The 21832-nt window shown below is 73.2% G+C and carries 22 protein-coding genes; 12 read left to right on the forward strand and 10 right to left on the reverse strand.

The genetic code is table 11. The features are described from left to right. Window positions 1-234: 234 nt before the first annotated feature. Window positions 235-1722, forward strand: a complete 1488-nt coding sequence (locus UWG_RS0103630) for a hypothetical protein (protein ID WP_420235609.1) — start codon at window positions 235-237, stop codon at window positions 1720-1722. 3 nt (window positions 1723-1725) lie between these two features. Here the strand turns inward: UWG_RS0103630 and UWG_RS0103635 are convergent, their stop codons facing one another. From UWG_RS0103635 to UWG_RS0103655, 5 genes are all read right to left on the reverse strand, one after another. Beyond that, the gene (locus UWG_RS0103635; protein ID WP_016905847.1) at window positions 1726-2403 is read right to left on the reverse strand and encodes a TetR/AcrR family transcriptional regulator; all 678 of its coding nucleotides are present in this window, start codon (window positions 2401-2403) and stop codon (window positions 1726-1728) included. Between the two features lie 144 nt (window positions 2404-2547). Continuing rightward, window positions 2548-3222, reverse strand: a complete 675-nt coding sequence (locus UWG_RS0103640; protein WP_016905848.1) for a phosphatase PAP2 family protein — start codon at window positions 3220-3222, stop codon at window positions 2548-2550. Between the two features lie 80 nt (window positions 3223-3302). After that, a complete protein-coding gene (locus tag UWG_RS0103645) occupies window positions 3303-4241 on the reverse strand; it encodes a M56 family metallopeptidase (protein WP_016905849.1) in 939 nt (312 codons plus the stop codon). Between the two features lie 84 nt (window positions 4242-4325). Continuing rightward, on the reverse strand, window positions 4326-4859 hold the full coding sequence (locus tag UWG_RS0103650) for a DUF5134 domain-containing protein (protein ID WP_016905850.1): 534 nt from the start codon (window positions 4857-4859) through the stop codon (window positions 4326-4328). 95 nt (window positions 4860-4954) lie between these two features. Beyond that, window positions 4955-5347 (reverse strand): VOC family protein, encoded by a 393-nt coding sequence (locus UWG_RS0103655; RefSeq protein ID WP_029391136.1) that lies wholly within the window; start codon window positions 5345-5347, stop codon window positions 4955-4957. A 53-nt stretch (window positions 5348-5400) separates the two neighbouring features. On the opposite strand from UWG_RS0103655, the gene UWG_RS0103660 reads away from it, so the two are divergent. Beyond that, window positions 5401-5952, forward strand: a complete 552-nt coding sequence (locus UWG_RS0103660) for a GNAT family N-acetyltransferase (RefSeq protein WP_016905852.1) — start codon at window positions 5401-5403, stop codon at window positions 5950-5952. Here UWG_RS0103660 and UWG_RS0103665 read toward each other — a convergent pair. After that, on the reverse strand, window positions 5949-6629 hold the full coding sequence (locus UWG_RS0103665) for a glycerophosphodiester phosphodiesterase (RefSeq protein ID WP_016905853.1): 681 nt from the start codon (window positions 6627-6629) through the stop codon (window positions 5949-5951). The two genes, UWG_RS0103660 and UWG_RS0103665, sit on opposite strands and share 4 nt — an antisense overlap. 260 nt (window positions 6630-6889) lie before the next feature. On the opposite strand from UWG_RS0103665, the gene UWG_RS0103670 reads away from it, so the two are divergent. From UWG_RS0103670 to UWG_RS0103680, 3 genes are all read left to right on the forward strand, one after another. Further along, window positions 6890-8287: a DUF6421 family protein gene (locus tag UWG_RS0103670; RefSeq protein WP_029391137.1), complete on the forward strand. Its 1398-nt coding sequence runs from the start codon at window positions 6890-6892 to the stop codon at window positions 8285-8287. A gap of 64 nt (window positions 8288-8351) precedes the next feature. Continuing rightward, on the forward strand, window positions 8352-9146 hold the full coding sequence (locus UWG_RS0103675) for an SDR family NAD(P)-dependent oxidoreductase (RefSeq protein WP_016905855.1): 795 nt from the start codon (window positions 8352-8354) through the stop codon (window positions 9144-9146). Further along, the gene (locus tag UWG_RS0103680) at window positions 9125-10222 is read left to right on the forward strand and encodes a threonine aldolase family protein (protein ID WP_016905856.1); all 1098 of its coding nucleotides are present in this window, start codon (window positions 9125-9127) and stop codon (window positions 10220-10222) included. Before UWG_RS0103675 ends, UWG_RS0103680 begins: the two co-directional genes overlap by 22 nt. Before the next feature lie 190 nt (window positions 10223-10412). On the opposite strand, the gene UWG_RS0103685 is transcribed toward UWG_RS0103680, so the two are convergent. Further along, entirely contained in the window at window positions 10413-11129 is a 717-nt protein-coding gene (locus UWG_RS0103685; protein ID WP_016905857.1) for a lysophospholipid acyltransferase family protein, read from the reverse strand. A gap of 271 nt (window positions 11130-11400) precedes the next feature. On the opposite strand from UWG_RS0103685, the gene UWG_RS0103690 reads away from it, so the two are divergent. The 4 genes from UWG_RS0103690 to UWG_RS0103705 all read left to right on the forward strand — a co-directional run bounded on the left by UWG_RS0103690 (window position 11401) and on the right by UWG_RS0103705 (window position 15276). Then, window positions 11401-11727, forward strand: coding sequence for a thioredoxin domain-containing protein (locus UWG_RS0103690; protein ID WP_016905858.1), 327 nt, complete (start codon window positions 11401-11403; stop codon window positions 11725-11727). A gap of 257 nt (window positions 11728-11984) precedes the next feature. Then, a complete protein-coding gene (locus UWG_RS0103695) occupies window positions 11985-12770 on the forward strand; it encodes an electron transfer flavoprotein subunit beta/FixA family protein (protein WP_029391139.1) in 786 nt (261 codons plus the stop codon). A 51-nt stretch (window positions 12771-12821) separates the two neighbouring features. Continuing rightward, window positions 12822-13784 carry an electron transfer flavoprotein subunit alpha/FixB family protein gene (locus tag UWG_RS0103700; RefSeq protein ID WP_016905860.1) on the forward strand — a complete coding sequence of 321 codons (963 nt, stop codon included), beginning with the start codon at window positions 12822-12824 and terminating at the stop codon, window positions 13782-13784. 181 nt (window positions 13785-13965) lie between these two features. Further along, on the forward strand, window positions 13966-15276 hold the full coding sequence (locus UWG_RS0103705; RefSeq protein WP_016905861.1) for a DUF6986 family protein: 1311 nt from the start codon (window positions 13966-13968) through the stop codon (window positions 15274-15276). Window positions 15277-15283: 7 nt separating this feature from the next. Here the strand turns inward: UWG_RS0103705 and UWG_RS0103710 are convergent, their stop codons facing one another. Continuing rightward, window positions 15284-16270, reverse strand: a complete 987-nt coding sequence (locus UWG_RS0103710) for a LacI family DNA-binding transcriptional regulator (RefSeq protein WP_086022486.1) — start codon at window positions 16268-16270, stop codon at window positions 15284-15286. 202 nt (window positions 16271-16472) lie between these two features. Between UWG_RS0103710 and UWG_RS0103715 the strand changes: the two genes are divergently transcribed. After that, window positions 16473-17405 (forward strand): ROK family protein, encoded by a 933-nt coding sequence (locus tag UWG_RS0103715; RefSeq protein ID WP_016905863.1) that lies wholly within the window; start codon window positions 16473-16475, stop codon window positions 17403-17405. Window positions 17406-17617: 212 nt separating this feature from the next. Here the strand turns inward: UWG_RS0103715 and UWG_RS0103720 are convergent, their stop codons facing one another. Further along, entirely contained in the window at window positions 17618-18466 is an 849-nt protein-coding gene (locus UWG_RS0103720) for an AraC family transcriptional regulator (protein ID WP_016905864.1), read from the reverse strand. A gap of 67 nt (window positions 18467-18533) precedes the next feature. On the opposite strand from UWG_RS0103720, the gene UWG_RS0103725 reads away from it, so the two are divergent. Together UWG_RS0103725 and UWG_RS0103730 are read left to right on the forward strand one after the other, a co-directional pair. After that, entirely contained in the window at window positions 18534-19100 is a 567-nt protein-coding gene (locus tag UWG_RS0103725; RefSeq protein ID WP_016905865.1) for a TIGR03086 family metal-binding protein, read from the forward strand. Between the two features lie 121 nt (window positions 19101-19221). Continuing rightward, window positions 19222-20277 carry an NUDIX hydrolase gene (locus tag UWG_RS0103730; protein WP_016905866.1) on the forward strand — a complete coding sequence of 352 codons (1056 nt, stop codon included), beginning with the start codon at window positions 19222-19224 and terminating at the stop codon, window positions 20275-20277. A gap of 42 nt (window positions 20278-20319) precedes the next feature. Here UWG_RS0103730 and UWG_RS0103735 read toward each other — a convergent pair whose 3' ends face one another. Continuing rightward, entirely contained in the window at window positions 20320-21699 is a 1380-nt protein-coding gene (locus tag UWG_RS0103735; protein WP_016905867.1) for a dipeptidase, read from the reverse strand. Between the last annotated feature and the right edge of the window lie 133 nt (window positions 21700-21832).

A 21832-nucleotide genomic window follows, 5' to 3' on the forward strand; every position in this document is an offset into this window, starting at 1 on the left:
AGGAGCGCGGCGCCGACTGCGCTGAGACGGACGGATGTACGTGGGGTCACGCGGTCCTCCTGGGGCGGCTGCCCGGTCGCGAGGGACTTCGCCGCCGAGTACCGCGGTGGCGAGAACGGTCGATGACAGGTTCGTTTCCCTCTATTGAGATGTACATGCAACCCGGCATACTTCCCGCATTCGCCGACCGCCACCCCATCGGACGGAGAAGCGGCGGCGACAAGGGAGGTAGCAGTGGTGTCCACGCACAGATCCCGCGTGCGGCCCGGGCGTCTCGGCGTCGGAGCGGCGGTGCTCGGCCTGGTCGCGGCGGTCTTCGCGGCCGGCCCCGCAACGGCCGTACCCGACCCGGGCGACAGCCCCACGGCGCCGCAGAAGGTGACCCAGCGCGACCAGGAACAGACGAAGAGAGCGATCGAAAAGGGCGAGATACCCGGCCAGGACGAGATCGTCCACAGCGACAACATCACCCATCTCGCCAACGTGCCCAAGGGCGCCCTCCAGGGCACCAACTCCGACCTCGCGTTCCAGGGCAAGTACGCCTTCGCCGGCAACTACGACGGCTTCACCGTCTACGACGTGAGCAAGCCGGCGAAGCCGAAGGTCGTCAGCCAGGTCCTCTGCCCGGGCTCGCAGAACGACATCTCCGTCTCGGGGAACCTGCTCTTCCTCTCCACCGACTCCTCCCGCAGCGACGACTCCTGCGACAGCACCACGCAGCCCGCGACGGAGAAGGACTCCTGGGAAGGCATGAAGGTCTTCGACATCACCGACAAGCGGCACCCCGAGTACGTCGCCGCCGTCGAGACCGCCTGCGGCTCGCACACCCACACGCTCGTCCCGGACGGCAGGAACGTCTACATCTACGTCTCCTCGTACGCACCGGACGCGTCCTTCCCCGACTGCCGGCCGCCGCACGACGGCATCTCGATCGTCAAGGTGCCGCGCAAGGCCCCGCACAAGGCGCACCTCGACTCGTTCCGCGGCCTCTTCCCCGACGGCGGCTTCCCCGGCGACCCCGCCCGGCCGGAGAAGATCGAGACGACCGGCTGCCACGACCTCACCGCCTACCCGAAGTTGAAGCTCGTCGCGGGCGCGTGCATGGGCGACGGCATCCTGCTCGACGCCTCGCGTCCCGACAAGCCCGAGGTCCTCGACCGCACCCGGGACACGGAGAACTTCGCCTTCTGGCACTCGGCCACCTTCAACCAGCGCGGCGACAAGATCGTCTTCACCGACGAGCTCGGCGGCGGCGGTGCCCCCACCTGCAACGAGGAGGTCGGCGACGAGAAGGGTGCCGACGGCGTCTACGAGCTGAAGGGGAAGGGCTCCGACCGCAAGCTGGTCTTCAAGAGCTACTACAAGATCCCCCGCCCCCAGGCGGAGACCGAGAACTGCGTCGCCCACAACGGCTCGCTGATCCCGGTCGAGGGACGGGACATCATGGTCCAGGCGTGGTACCAGGGCGGCGTCTCCGTCTGGGACTTCACCGACTCCTCGTCCCCGAAGGAGATCGCCTACTTCGAACGCGGCCCGCTCTCCGAGACCTCGCTCGTCGGCGGCGGCTCCTGGTCCGCGTACTACTACAACGGGCACATCTACTCGAACGACATGGCCAAGGGCTTCGACGTGCTCCGGATCGACGACCCGCGCACCGACCCCGCCAAGCGCGTCAGGCTCGGCGAGCTGAACGTGCAGACCCAGCCGGAGTACTTCGGCTGACGCTCAACCCTCCGCGCCCGCCGGCCCGTTGGCCGGACCCGGCAGACGGAAGGGTGTCGGAGTCCCGCCGGGCGCACCGCCGTCCGGCGGGACACCGCGCTCCCAGTCGAGCCCGAAGCGTCCGAAGAGGTCGGCCCGCAGCCTCTCGTGCGGCATCGGTGCGCCGGGCAGCAGCGCCGCGACGACGGAGCCCATCAGCAGCGCGCGCAGCATCCGGTAGTCCGGCTCGGGGTCGTGCGAGCCGAACCGCACCACCGTCTCGCGGAGCAGCTCGGCGAGGCGCTGCTGCTCCTCGCACTCGACGAACCCCTCCTGCTGGAGGAGTCCGGCCATGTGGGAACGCATCAGCACCGTGTGGTCGCGCGCGAGGCCGAGGATCGCGTCGATGGCGCGGGCGAGCAACTCCTCGCCCGCGTCGGCCCCTTGAGGGACCGGGTTCCGTTCCAGCGCGGCCTCCAGCGTCAGGTGCATGAGTCGGTGCACGGCGGACTGGAAGAGCTGGCGCTTGCCGGGGAAGTAGTACGAGATCAACCCGCGGGCCGCGCCCGCCCGGTCGGCGATGTCGCCGAGGGTGGTCGCTTCGTAGCCCTGTTCTGCGACGACGTCGACGGTCGCCTGGAGCAGCCGCTGTCGCGAACGCCGGCGCAGCGCCTTGTTGGTCGACGCGCTCCGAGGAGACATGCGTGCACTCCTATGTTGACTGGCCCGTAGCCAGTATACTCGTGGCGGATTCGGCGCTACTGCTCGGCGCCCATTGGGTGTCGCCGAGTGCCCGGTCCAGCGCGGTATCGGGGCGACGCGGGGGATCGCCCCGATACCTGCCGCTCAACCACGGCCGCCCGAAGCGGAGTTCGCCTCCCGGGCCGCCCGGCGCGCGGCTCCCCGGGCGGCCACGGCGGCGAACCCGAGGGCGCCGCCCAGCAGCGCACCGGCCACCGTGTCCGAGAGCCAGTGCACGCCCAGCACGAGCCGGGTGAAGCAGACACCGACGACGGAGACGGCCGCGACCCCGACGGCTGCGATCCGCACCGCCCTGCTCCGGATCACCCAGATCAGCAGCACGGAGGCGAGCGCCGCCGTCATCGCGTGCCCCGAGGGCATCGCGGCGTACTCGGCGGAGTCGACGGGCACGACCCACCGCGGCCGCGACCGTCCGACGACCGCCTTGAGCGCCTGCTGCACCACCGCACCGAGCACGGCCGCGCCCGCCACCCACGCGGCCCTCGCCGACTCCCCGCGACGCAGCAGCAGTACGACTCCGCCGGCCAGCAGGAGGCGCATCGTCCACGGGTCCCAGACCCAGTCCGAGAGGACGCGCTGCGACCGCGTGAACGCGGGATGCTCCAGCGCGAGGCCGTGGAGCCGCACGGCGACGCTGCCGTCGAGCTCCAGCAGCGGCCGCCAGCCGAGCGCCGCGCCGACGAGCGGCGCGGCGGCGAGCAGGACGAGGAGTACCGCCGTACGGGCCGCCGCGGCGCCCGAGAGGTGCCAGGTGTGCATGGAACGATCCTCGCCGCTCACAAGGGGGTTGGGACAGCGCCGGATGCGGTGTGCCCGCGCACGAAGGCGGCGAGGGGCGCTCAGCGCAGCGCCGAGAGCCCCGGCGCGAAGGTGATGAGTACAGGCACGACCGGAACGAGCGCCGCCGCGGCCGTCACCCGCAGCCGCCGCCCCCGCGTGAGGCGCGGCCCCGGCGACAGGAGCCGCTGCACGCGCTGTGCGACGAGCCCGAGCCCTGAGGGGCACGGACCGAACGCCCCGCGCCCCTGGTTGAGTTCGACGAGCGCGAGGGCGATCGTGAGCCGCCCGTACCGGCGCGACGCGGTGTCGTCGGCGGCGAGTTCGACGAGTCGGTGCACCTGGTCGCGGAAGGCGGCGAAGACGGGGACGCGGGGGAAGCCGGAGGCGAGCGCGGCCGAGGAGTGCAGCAGCCAGTCGTGGCGCGCCCGCGCGTGACCCTGCTCGTGTGCGAGGACGGCGTCGAGCTGGCGGCCCTTGAGACGCTGGAGCGCCGCCGTGGTGATCACCAGTTGCGGCGCCGCACCCGGCAGCCACCAGGCGTCGGGGCGCTCTCCCTCCAGCACCACCAGGCGCTCGCCCGCCTCCGCCTCCTCGCCGGGCAACTGCGGGGCACGGGCGCGGAGTTCGGCGCGGTTGCGCTTGCGCCGCAGCCGCGCCTCGTGGACCTCGCGGAGCAGCATCGCGCCCGTCCAGGCGCCGCCGCAGGCGAGGAGCACCGCCACGGCGCCGGCCCACGGCCCGTACGCGCCGAGCCCGTACGCCTCGACGACGCCGTGCGGCGCCGGCGCGAAGACGTGGCTGCGCACCACCTGGAACGCCGCGGCACCGGAGAGCGCCATCGCCAGCCCGCAGCACATCAGCACACCGGCGACGACGCACTGCCACACCCAGAGCGCCAGCACCGGCTCGCGGTCGGGCCACGTCGAGCGGCCGATCCATCTCGGGGCGAGGGCCGCGGCCGGGAGCGCAAGCAGCAGCAGGGCGAGCGGGACCATCATGGAACGAAGACTATGGGGCGCGCACCCCCCGGCGGTACGCGGCCGCCCCCTTAGTGACGCAGACCTCACCACGTCTGCCCGCGCTCACATCCCGACGAGCATGGCGAGCATCCCCGCTCCCATCGCGAGCCGGCAACTCACCGCGAACTCCGGGGTGTTGCGGAGGCGGACGGCGCCCGCGGCAGCCGTCCGCGCGCCAGCGGGGAGCAGGGCCGCGCCGCACCGCAGCACGTACCAGGCGAAGTACGCCAACAGGCCCGCCGTGACGACCGGGACGCCGCCCCCCGTGTGAGCCCCGGCGTGCGCCGGAGCGGCGAGCGCCATGTAGACCATCGCCAACGCGCCGACGACGTGGTGCAGATGGTGCGTCCCGCCGTGCGCGGCGGCGAGCGCGGCACCGGCGCCGGCGAGGAGGCCGAAGACGAGGACGTACCCCGCCGGCGGGAGCTGCACGGTACCCGGCAGCGCCATCCCCGCCATGGCCACGCCCATCGCCGCCTCCAGCGCCGCCGCGGTGCGCGCCGGCCCGCCGAGCGAGCCGGCGCGCAGCAGGCAGGCGGACGCGGTGAGCAGGCAGACGGCCGTGAGCAACCAGCCGACCGACGCGGACCCGTGCATCGTCCACCTCCCACCGCTCGCGGAGAGGCTGCCCCGCGCCCGCGCGGCCACGGGAGCGCACGGGTGCAGCAGGGGAGCGCACAGGAACAGCCGCGTCAGATCCCCGGTCGGTACCGCAGCGGATGCTCCGCCGGCACCTGGACGAGGACGATCTCGTTCCCGTCGGGGTCGCGGAGCCACATCTCGATCAGGCCCCACGGCTCCTGCACCGGCTCGCGGGTGATCTCCACACCGGCTGCGGCGAGCTCGTCCCGCGCGGCGCCGGCGTCGGCGACCTGCATCCACAGCCGCACCGGCGGCTCGCTCGCCCGCTCGGCCCGCCCGGAGAGCTCGAGGAACCCGCCGCCGAGGAAGTAGACCGTGCCCCGCTCGGGCCCGGTGCCGAACTCGCGGTAGACGTCGAGGCCCAGTTGCTCGCCGTAGAACGCGCGGGAGCGGTCCGGGTCGACGGGACGCAGCAGAACGCGGCTGCTCAGCACATGCACCATGCGGCAGACCATAGTCGTCGGGGCCCCCGGGACCGGAGGTAGGCTCGCTCCCCATGGACACACGCGCCCGCACCGCACGGCTCACCTTCCGCGACGCGGAAGCGGCAGACGTCGACGCGCTCGTCGCGCTCGTCGAGTCGGCGTACCGCGGGGAGTCGAGCCGCCGGGGATGGACGACCGAGGCAGGGCTGCTCGACGGGCAGCGCACCGACCGGGAGGGCGTCCTCGCCGTGGTCGGGGACGAGCGGAGCCGCCTCGTCGTCGTCGAGGCGGACGGGGAGCTCGTCGGCTGCTGTCAGCTTGAACACCGCGGTGCGCAGAGCTACTTCGGGTTGTTCGCCGTCTCCCCCGAGCGCCAGGCGGAGGGCGTCGGGCGCGCGGTGCTCGCCGAGGCGGAGCGCCGGGCGCGGGCCGAGTGGGGCGCGGAGGAGATGCTGATGACCGTCATCGAGCAGCGCGCCGATCTGCTCGCGTGGTATGAGCGGCGCGGGTACCGCCGCACCGGCGCGCGCAGCCCCTTCCCCTACGGCGACGAGCGGTTCGGCCTCCCGCGCCGCGACGACCTGGCCTTCGTCCACCTCGCCAAGCCGCTGGACACCCCCTAGCGTGCCGAGGCGGCGCGTGCCGTTTCGGGCCGGTCGGTGACGATGCCGTCGAGGCCGAGTGCTACGGCCTGCTCCAGCTCCTCCGGCGTGTTCACCGTCCAGGAGATGACGCGCACCCCCGCCTCCTGGCAGCGTCTGACCGTCTCGCCGTCGAACCTGCCGAGCTCCAGCGAGGCCATCCCGGCGCCGAGCGCGGCCGCGCGCTCGGGCGCGCGCGGTGACGACTTCCCCGCGACGACGACGAGCGGCTGCTCGGGCAGGAGTTGAGCCGTCTCGGCGAGCGCGTCGTCGTGGAAGGAGATGACGGTGATGCGGTCGTGGAGCTTGCGCGCCTCGATCGCCGCGCAGAGCACCCGGGCCGCCGCGCGGTCCTTGATCTCGGCCTGGATCGGCGCCTGCACCGCGTCGACGACCTCGTCGAAGACGGGTACCCGCTCGCCCTGCCCGGCGTCGAGCGTCCGCAGCTCCTCCAGGGTGAGCTCGCCGATCGCGCCGCTGCCGTCGGTGGTGCGGTCGACCGCGGGGTCGTGCATCACCACGAGTTCGCCGTCCTTGCTGAGGTGCAGGTCGAGCTCGATGTAGTCGAGCTTCTCCCGGTCGGCGCGGACGAACGAACGCAGCGTGTTCTCGGGCTCGACGCCCATCACTCCGCGGTGTCCGACGGTGAGCAGCGGCACGGGGCTCTCGCTTCCTGGCGGTGTCGGTGGCACGGCAAGCCTAGGACAGCTTCCCTGGCGGGGGCGCCCGGAGGGCGCACGGCGAAGGCTCCGTCGCATGACGGGCGCGGAAGGATTTCGTATCGCGTGCGCCCAGGATTACAGGAAGGATGAGCGGGGAACCAGGATATGAGCGCAAGATATTCGGCAGGCACGGTTGAGTGCGCAAGTATCGGCGGATACTGTGCCCGGACGTGAAGTTATCCGGTGGAGGGGTCGCTATGGCGGAAAATATCTCGTCGGTGTCAGTGGATGCCGATGTTCTCTCGGACGGGCCGGTCGTCGCACACCCTGCCTGGGGACGTCTGAAGGCGGCGGTCGAAGAGATCAGGCCCGCCCAATCCAAGGACGGCTCGGTCGACTTCGAGGCCGAGGGCGCACCCGCCCCCGAGGCGCTGCACGCCGCGCTCCGCCGCGTCGTCGCCGCCGTCGAGGAGCTCTCTCCGCTGCTGCCGCACGACGCCGCCTACCACGCGGCCCTCGTCGCCGACCTCGACCGCTGGGCCGAGGACGGCTTCGGCGTCCCCGACTTCCTCGACTCCCTCCTCGCCTTCCAGCCGGCGCAGCAGCGCGCCGACGGCCTCCAACACCTCGTCGTCTTCCCGATGTACACGCAGAACGGCAACCCCGACCGGAACCTGGAGGCCGTCGTCCTGCGGATGGTCTGGCCCGAGTGGCTCGCCGAGCTGGAGCGCACCCGCTACGACAACCCCCTCTTCTGCGGCATCACCTTCGAGGACTTCACCTCGGGCTACGACACCCACTCCGCCGTCCTCTTCCCCGAGACGATCGCCGTCCGCGAGGCGCCCGAGCGGTTCGGCTGGGGCGGCATCTTCTGCGACCGGGAGGCCGCACGGTTCCGCCGCGTCGTCGCTGCGGCGTGCGAGGTGACGAGCCTCGAACTCCCCGAGGACGCCCGCGAACTCCTCGCCGACCAGGACCGCTGCCAGCAGACCTTCGTGCTCTGGGACATGGTCCACGACCGCACCCACAGCCACGGAGACCTCCCCTTCGACCCGTTCATGATCAAGCAGCGGCAGCCGTTCTGGATGTACGGGCTCGAGGAGCTCCGCTGCGACCTCACCGCCTTCCACGAGGGCGTCACACTGGAGGCCGACGGCTACCCGCAGGGCCGGGACGTGCAGTACGCGATGCTGCTGGAGCGCCTCTTCCGCTTCCCCGTGACGGGCGAGCGCCGCCGCAACTACGACGGCCTCGGCGGTCAGCTCCTCTTCGCCTACCTCCACCAGCACGACGCGCTCCGCTGGACGGACAACCGCCTCGCCATCGACTGGGACCTCGCCCGCCGGACCACCGTCCGCCTCCGCGAGGAGATCGAGCACCTCTACCGCGCCGGCATCGACCGCCCCAAGGTGGTCCACTGGTTCAAGGGGTACGAACTCGTCTCCCGCCACCTCGCCCCGCACCCCGGCTCGACCTGGGCGAAGGGCCCCGAGGCGCTCGACCTCACGCTTCCCCCGCGCAAGCTCGTCGACGAGGTGCTCCCCGACGAGTTTCCGCTGAGCATGTTCTACGAGGCGCTCGCCAAGAAGCTCAAGTCCGTGATCGCATCTACCGAGGGCATCACGGCCCGCACGCCGGCTCGGGCGGCGGCCTGACCGGGATGCGAGCAGAGGCGAAGGCCGGGACACCCGGCGACGGCACCGGATCGAGGAGGCGGCGATGAGCGGGACGGGCGGACAGGGCACCGCAAGGAAGGGATACCAGGGCGACGGGGAAGGGAGCCTGGAGGGCCGCGTCGTCGCCGTCGCCGGGGCCGCGGGTCCCGCGGGCGCCGCCGCGCTGCTGCGTCTCGCCGACGAGGGGGCGACCGTCGTCGCGGCCGACGCGGACGCCGCCCGGCTCGCCGAGGCCGTCGACGCGGCGCGCTACGCACACGGCGGCGCCACCGTCACGGGCGACACCGTCGACCTCCTCGACCTCGACGCGACACGCGCCTGGGCCGACCGCACCGAGAAGGAGTTCGGCCGCATCGACGGGCTCGTCCACCTCGTCGGCGGCTGGCGCGGCTCCTCGTCCTTCGCGGCCACCGACCTCGCTGACTGGGACGCGCTCCACGGCCTGCTCGTACGCACCCTCCAGCACACCTCCCTCGCCTTCGAGGGCGCGTTGGAGCGTTCGAGCAACGGGCGTTTCCTGCTCGTGAGCGCTGCGGGAGCGACGAAGCCGACAGCCGGCAACGCCGCGTACGGCGCCGCGAAGGCGGCCGCGGAAGCCTGGACGCTCGCGCTCGCCGACGCCTTCCGCAAGGCCGGGGGAGAGGACGGCCCCGCAGCCGCGGCTACGATTCTCGTGGTCAAGGCACTCGTGAACGACCGGATGCGGGCAGAGCGCCCGAATGCCAAGTTCGCCGGGTTCACCGACGTCTCCGACCTGGCCGACGCCATCGCCGCGACCTGGACCAAGCCCCTCGAGGAAGTGAACGGAACCCGCCAGTGGCTGACCCCCGAGCCCTGAACCACCAGGCAGACGCGATATCCGACGCACGGAGGCGCCACGATCCGGCCCTGCGGGGCTTCGCCAGCGACAACTACGCGGGCGTCCACCCGGAGGTGCTGGCGGCGCTGGCGCTCGCCAACGGCGGCCACCAGGTCGCCTACGGCGCCGACGACTACACCGCGCACCTCCAGGAGGTCGTCCGCGGCCACTTCGGGCGCAGCGCGCAGGCGTTCCCCGTCTTCAACGGCACAGGCGCCAACGTCCTCGCCCTCCAGGCGCTCACCGACAGGTGGGGCGCCGTGATCTGCGCCGAGAGCGCGCACATCAACGTCGACGAGGGCGGGGCGCCCGAGCGGGTCGCCGGCCTGAAGCTGCTCACGGTGCCGACGCCCGACGGCAAGCTCACCCCCGAGCTGATCGACCGGGAGGCGCACGGCTGGGACGACGAGCACCGGGCGATGCCGCAGGTGGTGTCGCTCACCCAGGGCACCGAACTGGGCACCGTCTACACGCCCCAGGAGCTCAGGGAGATCTGCGAGCACGCGCACGCGCTCGGCATGCGCGTCCACCTCGACGGCTCCCGCCTCGCCAACGCGGCCGCCTCGCTCGACGTCCCGATGCGGGCGTTCACCAACGCGGCGGGCGTCGACGCCGTCTCCCTCGGCGGCACGAAGAACGGGCTGCTGCACGGGGAGTTGGTGGTCGTGCTCAGCCTGGACGCGGTCGGGCCGATGAAGCATCTGCGGAAGCTCTCGCTGCAGCTCGCCTCGAAGATGCGGTTCGTCTCCGTGCAGTTCGAGGCGCTGCTCGCAGGGGACCTCTGGCTGCGCAGCGCGCGCCACGCCAACACGATGGCCCGCCGGCTCGCCGACGGAGCGCGCGCGGTCGAGGGCGTCGAGCTGTGCTACCCGGTACAGCAGAACGCCGTCTTCGCGCGGCTGCCGCACGACGTGAGCGAGCGGCTCCGGAAGCGCTTCCGCTTCTACTTCTGGGACGAACCGGCGGGCGAGGTGCGCTGGATGTGCTCATTCGACACCACGGAGGAGGACGTCGACGCCTTCCTCGCCGCCCTCCGCGAGGAGATGCACCCCTGAGCGGCCGGCCGGGCGCGGTCGACCGGGCCGTGCTCGCTTTTGGGACCCCGCCGAGCGGCCCGGGCGGAGGAGCCGAGCACCGCCCGGGTCACCGGCGGCGACGGTCCGAGCAGTGCCCGCGGTTCGTCCGAGACGATCCGACGCCGACCGACGGGCACGCGACCCGGAGGCCACTTTCCGACGGGACCTCTTACAGGGCCCGCGCCTCGGCGGGCGTCGGGGCCGTACCGCCGAGGTGTGCCGGGAGCCACCAGGAGCCGGGCGCGTCCGCCTGCGAAGGGTAGGCGCGCTGGGCCGCCTCGAGAAGGTCCTGCATCCGCTCCTTGAGGCGCTCGGTTATGCCCGTGGGCGACTCGTCGGCGGGGGCTTCGATCGGGGCGCCCACGCGCAGGGTGAGCGGGAGGTGGTTGCGGCCGAAGTCCCGCTTGTGGCCCTTGGTCCACAGCCGCTGGGTGCCCCAGACAGCCATCGGCACGAGCGGCACCCTGGCCTCCTGCGCCATGCGTGCGGCGCCGGTCTTGAAGTCCTTGAGCGTGAACGACCGGGAGATCGTCGCCTCGGGGAAGACGCCGACCACCTCGCCGTCGCGGAGCGCCTGCACGGCGTCGGCATACGCCTGTTCGCCGCGGGAGCGGTCGACGGGGATGTGCTTCATCGCGCGCATCAGCGGGCCCGACACCTTGTGCCGGAAGACGGCCTCCTTCGCCATGAAGCGGACCAGGCGCTTGGCGGGCCTGGCGGCGAGGCCGTTGAAGATGAAGTCGAGGTAGCTGATGTGGTTGCTCGTCAGGACGGCACCTCCCCTTTTCGGCAGGTGCTCGGTGCCGCGCAGGTCGATCCGCAGGTCCAGGGCCTTGAACCAGACGCGGGCCGCGCCGATCACCGGGGGGTAGAGGAGGTCTGCCACGTGGGGCCCTTCGTCTCGATCGCTGGGCGGAGCGGGGCGCGCCGCTCCGGGTCCGGTCGGCTTGCCGGAGTGAGAACTTACGGGGGCGTAACTTCCGGCTGCCTGTGATGGTTCCCCAAACGGCAGGTCATGGCTACCCCATGGACGGGCAAGACGCGAGATCCTCGTCACGTACGCGAGGTAGGTGCGGGCCGCAGCGGTCTCGGTAAGGTGCGGAGACGCGGCCGGTGGGACAGGGCGCCGGCCGATGCAGACGGCGCGGAGGTGGCTGATGGCGCAGGACGACCGCGCGGTGCTCGAAGCCGCGCGCGCGGCGGGACGGTTGGGGGAGCGGGCGACGCTGCTCCAGTTCTCCAGTGCGTTCTGCCAGCCGTGCCGCGCTGCTCGCCGGGTCCTCGGGCAGGTCGCCGACATGGTGCCGGGTGTCGCGCAGTTGGAGGTCGACGCGGAGTCGCGCCCCGCACTCGCGGCACGGCTCGGCATCGAAGGGACCCCGACCGTCTTCGTTCTGGACTCCCGGGGCCGGACGGTGCGCAGGGCACAAGGGGTGCCACGCAAGGCGGACGTGATCGCAGCGCTCGGCGAGGCCGTCGCCTGAGGGGTAAGTCCCGCTGCTCGCAGGGGGTTTCGTGCCGCGTATCGTCGGGACGGCGGGAGCGGCCTGCGGCGCTCCGGTGCCGCGTGCGGCGAGGTGGGGAATGGTGGGATTGCGCGTGCGTGGCGCGCGTAGGGAAGGTCACAGTTCACCCGGCTTGCCACGCGGGGAACTGCTGGGTGTACTGGCGAGTAATATTGAGGACGGAGAGCCGGTCCTGCCGGACCGGAGCCGTGAGTCGACGCACGAGGAGAGCCGGCGTGAGCTTGAGGATCGTTGTCTGTGTGAAGTACGTGCCGGACGCCGCGGGTGACCGGGAGTTCGCTGAGGACCTGACGGTGGATCGTGAGGCGGCGGACGGTCTGCTCTCCGAGTTGGACGAGTACGCGGTGGAGCAGGCGTTGCAGATCTCCGAGGAGTCCGGCGACGCGGAGGTCACCGTGGTGACGGTCGGCCCCGAGGACGCCCGCGACGCGGTGCGCAAGGCGCTGTCGATGGGTGCGGACAAGGCTGTGCACGTCGAGGACGAGGACATCCACGGCAGCGACGTCGCGGGCACTTCGCTGGTGCTCGCCAAGGCGATCGAGAAGACCGGCTACGACCTCGTGGTCTGCGGCATGGCCTCGACCGACGGCACGATGGGCGTGCTGCCCGCCATGCTCGCCGAGCGCCTCGGCGTCCCGCAGGCGACGCTGCTCTCCGAGGTCTCGGTGGCCGACGGCAAGGTGACGGGACGCCGCGACGGCGAAGCTGCGACCGAGCACCTGGAGGCGGCGCTGCCGGCGCTGGTCTCGGTGACCGACCAGTCGGGCGAGGCCCGTTACCCCTCGTTCAAGGGGATCATGGCGGCGAAGAAGAAGCCGGTCGAGGAGCTGGACTTGGACGACCTGGACCTGGAGGCCGAGCAGGTCGGCCTGGAGGGCGCGTGGACCAAGGTCGAGGAGGCCAACGAGCGCCCGGCCCGCACCGCGGGGACCGTCGTCAAGGACGAGGGCGAGGGCGGCAAGCAGCTCGCCGAGTTCCTCGCCGGCCAAAAGCTCCTCTGAAGCCCGCCCTCCGTTCGCTTTCCCCTCTTCTTCCGGCAGGAGATTCCCACCATGGCTGAAGTTCTCATCTACGTCGATCACGTGGACGGTGCCGTCCGCAAGCCCACCCTCGAACTCCTCACCCTGGCCCGGCGGTTGGGTGAGCCGGTCGCGGTCCACCTCGGCCCGGGCGCCGAAGAGGCCGCGAAGGTCCTCGGCGAGCACGGCGCCACGCGCGTACTGGCTGCGGACGCCCCGGAGTTCGCCGACTACCTCGTCGTGCCGAAGGTCGCCGCACTCAAGGCCGCCTACGACGCCGTCTCCCCGGCCGCGGTCCTCGTGCCCTCCAGCGGTGAGGGCAAGGAGATCGCCGCGCGTCTCGCCGTGCGCCTGGAGTCCGGCCTGATCACCGACGCGGTGGACGTCGAGCCGGGCGACGAGGGACCGGTGGCCACCCAGTCGGTCTTCGCCGCCGCCTACACCACGCGCTCCCGGATCACCCGGGGTACCCCGGTCATCACCGTCAAGCCCAACTCCGCCGCGCCCGAGGCGGCTTCGGCCGCCGGCACGGTCGAGCAGCTTCCGGTGGAGTTCGACGACGCGGCGCGCGGCACCAAGGTCACCTCGCGCACCCCGCGCGAGTCGACCGGGCGTCCCGAGCTGACCGAGGCCGCGATCGTCGTCTCGGGCGGCCGCGGCGTCAACGGTGCGGAGAACTTCCCCGTCATCGAGGCCCTCGCCGACTCCCTCGGTGCCGCGGTCGGCGCCTCCCGTGCCGCCGTCGACGCCGGCTGGTACCCGCACTCCAACCAGGTCGGCCAGACCGGCAAGTCGGTCTCGCCACAGCTGTACATCGCGGCCGGCATCTCCGGCGCGATCCAGCACCGCGCGGGTATGCAGACGTCGAAGACGATCGTCGCGATCAACAAGGACTCCGAAGCCCCCATCTTCGACCTGGTGGACTACGGCGTCGTCGGCGACCTCTTCAACGTCCTCCCCCAACTCACCGAAGAGGTCAAGACCCGGAAGGGCTGACCACAACGCAGCAGCGACCACGGCCCCGGTACCGCCTCGGTACCGGGGCCGTCGCCGTCCGGTCGCCCTTGACCTGCGCTTCGGATGCCGATTAGCGTCCAGAGCTCACGAGTTCAACATCCTGTTGAACTGCCTGCTCCGCAGCCGGCGCCCGCGCGCCGGAGCCCACAGGAGGCGCGCGATGCCCGACGAGACGCCGCAGCCCGACCACCGCACCTGCCTCCCCGAGGCCGTCGCCGCTTCCGTGGACGCGGCGCTCGCCCCGGTCGACGCAGAGCTCGCCGCCAGATACCCGGGCGACCCCGGCACCCGCCAACCCGTCCACACCGTCTACGTCCCCGCCGACGCGCTCACCGCCGGAACCCCCGCCGAGTGGGGCCGCGCCGCACTGGACCTCCTCGACCGGCACGCGCACAACCCGGAGACCCTCGCCTCCGCTCTCGGGCTCGGCGGCGCGGCCCGAGCCCCGCACGACGAGGCCGCGTTCGCGCAGGTGCACGCCCGCGTCAGGGCGAAACTCGCGGCCGAACCCGTCGAGGATTTGCGCATCGACTTCGAGGACGGCTACGGGAGCAGGTCCGACGCCGAGGAGGACGAGGCCGCGGTCCGGGCCGCCGCCACCGTCGCCGGATGGGCGGAGGCCGACCCGGGCGCCTGCGTCCCGCCGTACGTCGGTATCAGGCTCAAGTGCATGGAGGCGCCGGTCCGTCGACGCGGCCTGCGCACCCTCGACCTCTTCCTCACGGGGCTGCTCGACGCCGGAGGTCTGCCGGACGGACTGCTGCTGACGCTTCCGAAGGTGAGCCGGCCCGAGCAGGTGGCCCAATTCGCCGCCGTCTGCCGGGGGTTCGAGGACGCAGCGGGTCTGCCGGCCGGGCGCCTCGGCTTCGAGATCCAGATCGAGACGACCGCCGCGGTCCTCGGCGCGGACGGCCGCGCCACCGTCGCCGAGCTGATCGGCGCCGCCGAGGGCCGTGCCACCGCCCTCCACTACGGCACCTTCGACTACAGCGCCGACTGCGGGATCAGCGCGGCCCACCAGGCGCCCGACCACCCGGCGGCCGACCACGCCAAGGCGGTGATGCAGGCGGCGGCCGCCGGCACGGGCGTGCGCCTCTCGGACGGATCGACCAACGTCCTGCCCGTCGGCGGTACCGGGCAGGTGCACCGAGCGTGGCGGCTCCACCACCGGCTCGTGCGGCGCGCCGCTGCGCGCGGCTACTACCAGGGCTGGGACATGCATCCGGGCCACCTGCCCAGCCGCTACGCCGCCGTCTTCGGCTTCTTCCGCCACGGCGCCGCCGAGTCCTGCGCACGGATAGCGCGCTACCGCTCCGGCGCGCAAGGCGCCGTCCTCGACGAGCCGGCCACGGTACGCGCCCTCGCCGGGTACCTGCTCCGCGGCCTCGACTGCGGCGCCCTCACCGAGCGTGAGGTGGCCGAGGGCGCCGGTACCGACCGTCGCGGCCTGGAGCAGCTCGCGGGACGGTGAACAACCGTCAACTGTCGGGCGGAAGTTCGCCGGAGCCGCGCGGGACGAGCCGCGTCGGCTGCGAGAGGCGGTGCGGCGGCCCGCCGGCGCCCGCGAGCCGTGCGAAGAGCAGCTCGGCGGCGCGCCGTCCCATCGCGGACGGGTCCTGCGCCACGACCGTGACGGGCGGTGAGAGGAGGTCGGCGAGCTCGAAGTCGTCGAAGCCGACGAGCGCCGTGCGGCGTTCGGCCGCCGCCAGGAGCCGGACGAGGGTGACCGTCACCCGGTTGTTGCCGGCGAAGATGGCCGTCACCGGCTCCGCGCCGCCGAGCATCCGGCCGGCATCGCGGCGCACGCGTTCGGGATCGGTGGCGCCCGGAGCGACCCACGCCTCGTCGACGGGGAGTCCGGCGTCGCTCATGGCGGCGCGGTAGCCGGCGAGCCGCTCCTCCGCGGTGTGGATGTGCGGGCGGTCCCCGACGAAGCCGATGCGGCGGTGGCCGTGCGCCACGAGGTGCGCAACCCCCGCGCGTGCGCCCTCGCGGTTCTCGGAGAGCACGAGGTCGGCCGCGATGCGCCCGGGCGGCCGGTCGACGAAGACGGTCGCGACGCCGGCCGAGATCTCCGGCTCCAGGTAGCGGTGGTCCCGGCTGGCCGGCACGATCACGAGCCCGTCCACCCGGCGCGCGCACAGCGCCAGCGCCAACTCCTGCTCCCGTTCCGGGTCCTCGGTGCTGGAGCCGTTGACGAGCAGCGCGCCGTGTGCCCGCGCGACATCCTCGACGGCGCGGCTCAGCGGGGCGTAGAACGGGTCGGCGAGGTCCTCGAGTATCAGCCCGATGCTGGAGGTCCGCCCCTTGCGGAGCACCCGGGCGCTGTCGTTGCGGCGGAAGCCGAGTGCGGCTATCGCCTCGCGTACTCGGCGCTCGGTGTCCTGGGCCACCCCCGCCTCGCCGTTGACGACGCGGGAGACCGTCTTGAGGCCGACGCCTGCGTGTGCGGCCACGTCCTTCATGGTGGGGCGGGCGCCGTATCGGGTCCCTACGGCGTCGGCCGGCGGTGCGGTATCGACCACGGAGTTCCTTTCTCGGCTGGGGCGCTCCTCGACTGCGCAGCATAGTCGGCGAGATCGTGGACTAGACAACGTTGTCAACTCTGGGGAGACTTACCGGGTCACGCAGTCGATCCACCGTTCCAGCCGCTAGGAGCCGCTGAAGATGCACACCGAGCTCGTCGCCGCCCTCGACATCGGGGGCACCAAGATCGCCGGAGCTCTCGTCGACGGCGACGGCTGCCTCCTCGCCCGCGCACGACGCCCCACCCCCGCGGAAGCGGGCGCGGAGGACGTCGCCGCCGCCGTCGACGAGGTGCTCGCGGAGCTGGCCGCCGCAGGGGAGTGGGCCCGCGTCGCCGCGGTCGGCGTCGGCAGCGCCGGCCCCGTCGACGCGGCCGCCGGGACGGTGAGCCCGGTCAACATACCGGCGTGGCGCGGTTATCCGCTCGTCGAGCGCGTCCGCCGCTCCACGCGGCTGCCGGTCGCGCTCGTCGGCGACGGCCCGGCGATCGCCGCCGCCGAGCACTGGCAGGGGGCCGCGCGGGGGAGGAGCGCCGCGCTGTGCATGGTCGTCTCGACGGGCGTCGGCGGCGGCCTCGTCCTCGACGGCAGGGTCCACTCGGGGCCGACGGGGAACGCGGGGCACATCGGGCACATCAGCGTCGACCTCGACGGTGATCCGTGCCCCTGCGGCTCGCGCGGCTGCGTCGAGCGCCTCGCGAGCGGTCCCAACATCGCCCGTACGGCGCTCGATCGGGGCTGGCGCCCACCGCGGGACCGCCCCGCCGACGCGGGCGCCGTCGCCGAGGCCGCCCGCGCGGGGGACGCCGCCGCGCTCGCCGCCTACCGGCGTGCGGCGAGGGCTCTCGGTGCGGGGATCGCCGCGACGGCCGCGCTGGTGGAGATCGAGATAGTCGTCATCGGGGGCGGGGTCGCGGCCGCGGGCGAGGTGCTCTTCGCGCCGTTGCGCACCGCGCTGGACGAGTTCGCGACGCTCTCCTTCGTGCAGGGCATCGAACTCGTGGAGGCCCGCACCGGGACCGACGGCGGACTCATCGGCGCGGCTGCCGCGTGCCGCGAACTCGTGGGGTGGTGACCCGCACGTCGGTTTCCTGGCACCGGGCTCCGGCTCGACTCGCCGCCGCCTGTGCGCAGTCGGCCGGGCGGCGGGAGCGCGGCGGTGAACTCGCCTGCTCCTGCGGGCGAGTTCACCGGTGCGGACGGGCGTGAGACGCGGAGCGGTCGGTTCTGCGGACCTGCGGGCAACGCGACTGCGCGTCCGTCGGACCACGTTCCGCTCCCCGTGCGTCAACCCGCCGCCCCTGTCGAGTACTCCGAAGGGGGCGGCGTCGTCAGCGTGCGCACGTAGCCGTCGGGCGGGACGCCCACGGCCGCGGTGAACTCCCGTACCAGGTGGGACTGGTCGCTGTAGCCGAGGTCGCCGGCGAGACGGCCCCAGTCGGGACGCGGCTCCGTGGTGGCGTGCTCGAGAGCGTCCAGGAGGCGGTACCTGCGGATGAGTCGCTTGGGGCCGATGCCGTGCACGGTGGCGAAGAGGCGCTGCAGGGAACGCACCGACAGCCCTGCCGCGTGGGCGAGTTGGTCGACGCGGCGGAGCGTGCGGTCGGTGCGCACCCGGTGGGCGAGCGCCATCGCTCGTGCGGTGGCGGCGTCGGGAACGGGGCCGTGCGGGGCGAGGAGGGCGTCGAGCGCGGCGACGCGGGCGTCGTCCCCGGCGGCCGCCAGGACCGCGTCGGCGGCGTCGCGCGAACCGGGCAGCGCCTCGTCGAGGGGAAGCCTGCGGTCGGCGAGTGCGGCAGGGGAGCAGGCGGCACCGCTGAACGAGCGGAAGGCGCCCGGCCGGAACTGGACGCCCGACACCCGCCCGTGCCCGGAGAGTCGCGTTTCGAAGAGGCGGTGGAGCGGGCCCACGGCCTCCGACTCGACTGCCCCGTCGGAGAGTCGGAGGGCGAGGTTGACGCAGGGGTGGGTGAAGACGCGGGAGGTGTACGGCACGGGGAGGTCCCAGTCGATCAGCCAGTAGTGCTCGACGTGGCGGCGCAGCGCGGGCGCCGGAGCGCGGCGGCGGAAGCGGACCCGGGAGAGGAGACGGGGCGCGGCGACGATGCCGCGCGTGTCCTGGCGTAGCGCTTCCACGCCGGCATGCTACGGCGCAGGCGTGTTTCTTCAAGACGGTGCGACGGCGGGGCGGTTGGCTGTCCGCATGACAGACGAGACTCTCGCGAACCTCCGGGACGCCGCCCGCTCGGCCGTCCCCGTCGTCCAGGGCGTGCACGACGGGCAGTTGGGCGCGCCCACGCCGTGCGCCGACTACGACGTGCGGGCGCTGCTCAACCATCTCTTCCACGTCGTCGTCTCCTTCCAGGCGCTTGCGGTGAAGGGGCAGGCCGACTTCTCCTCGACCCCCGACCGCCTCGGCGCGGAGTGGCGCGACAGGTACGCCGTCGAGAGCGACGCGCTCGTACGGGCGTGGTCGAGCGACTCGGCGCTCCGGGGCGAGTCGCCCGTGATGCGGATGCCGCAGGGCTTCGTCGCCACGCAGGCCCTGGCCGATCTCACCCTGCACGCCTGGGATTTGGCGCGCGCCACGGGCCGGCCGTACGCGCCGCCGCCGGGTGCCGTCCGCGAACTCCTGCCCGCGCTGAGGGAGGCGGCCCCCATGGCCCGGCAGGCGGGCGTCTTCGGGCCCGAGGTGGCGACGGCCCCGGACGCGGCGGAGTTCGCGCGGCTGCTCGGCGTCGCGGGGCGGGACCTCGCCTGGCGACCGTAGCGGGCCCGCGCGCCGGGGCGTGCTCGACTCTGCCGCCGAGCGGGGGCGCCCGCGCCCCGGCGCGTTTCCGCCTCAGGGGGTAGCGGGCAGCCCTTTGGGGTGGACGTAGAGGGGGACCGACGTGCTCGTCTGGCTGAACGGTGCATGCGGTGCGGGCAAGACCACCGCCGCGTACGCACTTCAGGAGCTGCTGCCCGGCAGCGTGCTCTTCGATCCGGAACTCCTCGGTCCGGGGCTGCGCGCGATGCTGCCCAAGGAGCGGCTGGGCGAGGTGGCCGACGTCCAAGAGCTGGCCGCCTGGCGGCGGTTGGTCGCCGACACCGCCGCCGCGCTCCTCACCGAGGTGCCGGGACCGCTGATCACGCCGATGCCGCTCTTCCGCCGGGAGTACCGGGACGAGATCTTCGGCTCGCTCGCCGCGCGGCGGATACCGGTCTCGCACTTCCTGCTCAGGGCCGAGGACTCGGTCCTGCGCGCCCGGATGGACGAGCGCGCAGCAGTCGAGGGTGAGGCGTCGCGCCTGCGATGTCTGCGCCAACTCCCGCGTTACCGCGCCGCGTTGCGCTGGCTCTCGGCCGACGCGCACACGGTGGACACCACGATGCTCACCCCCCGGCAGACCGCCGAGTCGCTCGCCTGCGCCGTCGGCACCGGCGCGGGACGCGTCGAGATCGTCCAGACCCCGGAGCCGACCGCCGAGACGGTCGCCTCCGGAGTCCTGCTCTTCGACGAACTCGACCGCGTCCTCCTCGTCGATCCCACTTACAAGCCCGGCTGGGAGTTCCCCGGCGGCGTCGTCGAGCACGGCGAGCCGCCCGCCTCGGCCGGCCGGCGGGAGGTGGAGGAGGAGCTCGGCCTCCACCTCGCGGGGCCGCTGCGGCTGCTCGTCGTCGACTGGGAGCCGCCTCGGCCGCCATCGCTCGGCGGGCTCCGCTTCCTCTTCGACGGCGGGCGCCTCGGCCCCCGGCAGGCGAGCAGGGTGCTGCTGCCCCGCGCCGAACTGCGCGGCTGGCGGTTCGTCACCGAGCAGGAGGCCCGGTCCCTCCTCCCCGCACACCGGTTCAGGCGCCTCCGCCGCGCCCTCCAGGCCCGCCGCACGGGGAGCCCGCTGTACCTGGAGGGCGGAGAGCCGGAGGACGCGACGATGCGCGGTGGGCGTGCCTACGAGGAGCGTTGACCCCGGAGCCGGCCAACTCGCCCCGCCGCGCGCCCCGTCGGCTCAGGACCGCTCGGCGTACCGCTGGAGGAACCGGGCCTCGGCGACCGACAGGCGCTCCAACTCGCCAGGATCGACGCTCTCGTTGACGGCGTGGATGTGCGCCTCCGGCTCCGAGAGGCCGATCAGCAGGATCTCGGCCTGCGGGTAGAGCGAGGCGAGGGTGTTGCACAGCGGGATCGACCCGCCCTGCCCGGCGACCTGCATCTCGGTGCCGTCGTACGCCTCGCGCATCGCCTCGGCCATCGCGCGGTAGGCGGGGCTCGCGGTGTCGGCGCTGAACGGCTCGCCACGGCCGACGACTTCGGTCGTCAGACGGGCCTGCCACGGCACGTGCGTCTCCAGGTGGCGCAGGAGGCGGCCGAGCGCCGTGTCCACGTCGAGCCCCGGGGCGATCCGGAGCGAGACCAGCGCACGCGCCGACGCCTGCACCGAGGCGGTGGCGCCGACGACCGGCGGGCAGTCGATGCCGAGCACCGTCACCGAGTTGCGGGCCCACAGCCGGTCCGCGACGCCGCCCGTGCCGGGGAGTTCGACGCCGTCGAGGACGCCGGCGTCCGAGCGGAACTGCTCCTCGTCGTACCGGAGCCCCTCGGCGGTCGCCTCCGAGCGGAGCTCCTCGACGGCGACGTCGCCGTGCTCGTCGCGGAGCGAGTCGAGGAGCCGGACGAGCGCGGCGAGCGCGTCGGGCGCCGCGCCGCCGAACTGTCCCGAGTGCAGGTTGCCTTGGAGCGTCTCCACGCCGACCCGCACCAGCACCATTCCGCGCAGCGTCGCCGTGACCGTCGGCAGGCCGACGCGGAAGTTGCCCGCGTCGCCGATCACGATAGTGTCCGCGGCGAGGAGTTCGGGGTGCGCCTCCGCGTACCGCTCGAGTCCGCCCGTGCCCTGCTCCTCGGAACCCTCGGCGATCACCTTCACGCCGACGGGTACGCCGCCCGACGCCTTCAGCGCGCGGAGTGCGAGCAGGTGCATCAGCACGCCGCCCTTGCAGTCGGCCGCGCCCCGCCCGTACCAGCGCCCGTCGGCGCGCTCGGTGAGCTCGAACGGCGGGGGGAGCCACTCGTCCTCGGCGAGCGGGGGCTGCACGTCGTAGTGGGCGTAGAGGAGGACGGTCGGGGCGCCCTCGGGGCCCGGGAGGTGGCCGTAGACGGACGTGGTGCCGTCGGGGGTGTCCAGCAGCGCGACGTCCTCGAAGCCCTCGGCGCGCAGCGCGTCCGCGACCCACTCGGCGGCGGCGTCGCACTCGCTCTTCGGGAACTGCACGGGGTCGGCGACCGAGCGGAACGCGACGAGTTCGGCGAGCTCGCCGCGCGCCTCGGGCATCATGGCGGAGACCGCCGCCGCTATCCCGGGCCCTGCGTCGGTACGGCTCTGGTTCATCTGCGCTCCTTCTTCTCGTCCCTCGTCGTCATTCCGTGCTGCCGGACGCCGGGCGCCGCCGCGGGGTGCGGCTCTCCTCGCCGGCTGCGGGAACGCTCGACGGGGACGCGCCGTTGGGCACACAGGCGGGGGC

The organism is Streptomyces xiaopingdaonensis (assembly GCF_000262345.1).
GTDB lineage: Bacteria > Actinomycetota > Actinomycetes > Streptomycetales > Streptomycetaceae > Streptomyces > Streptomyces xiaopingdaonensis.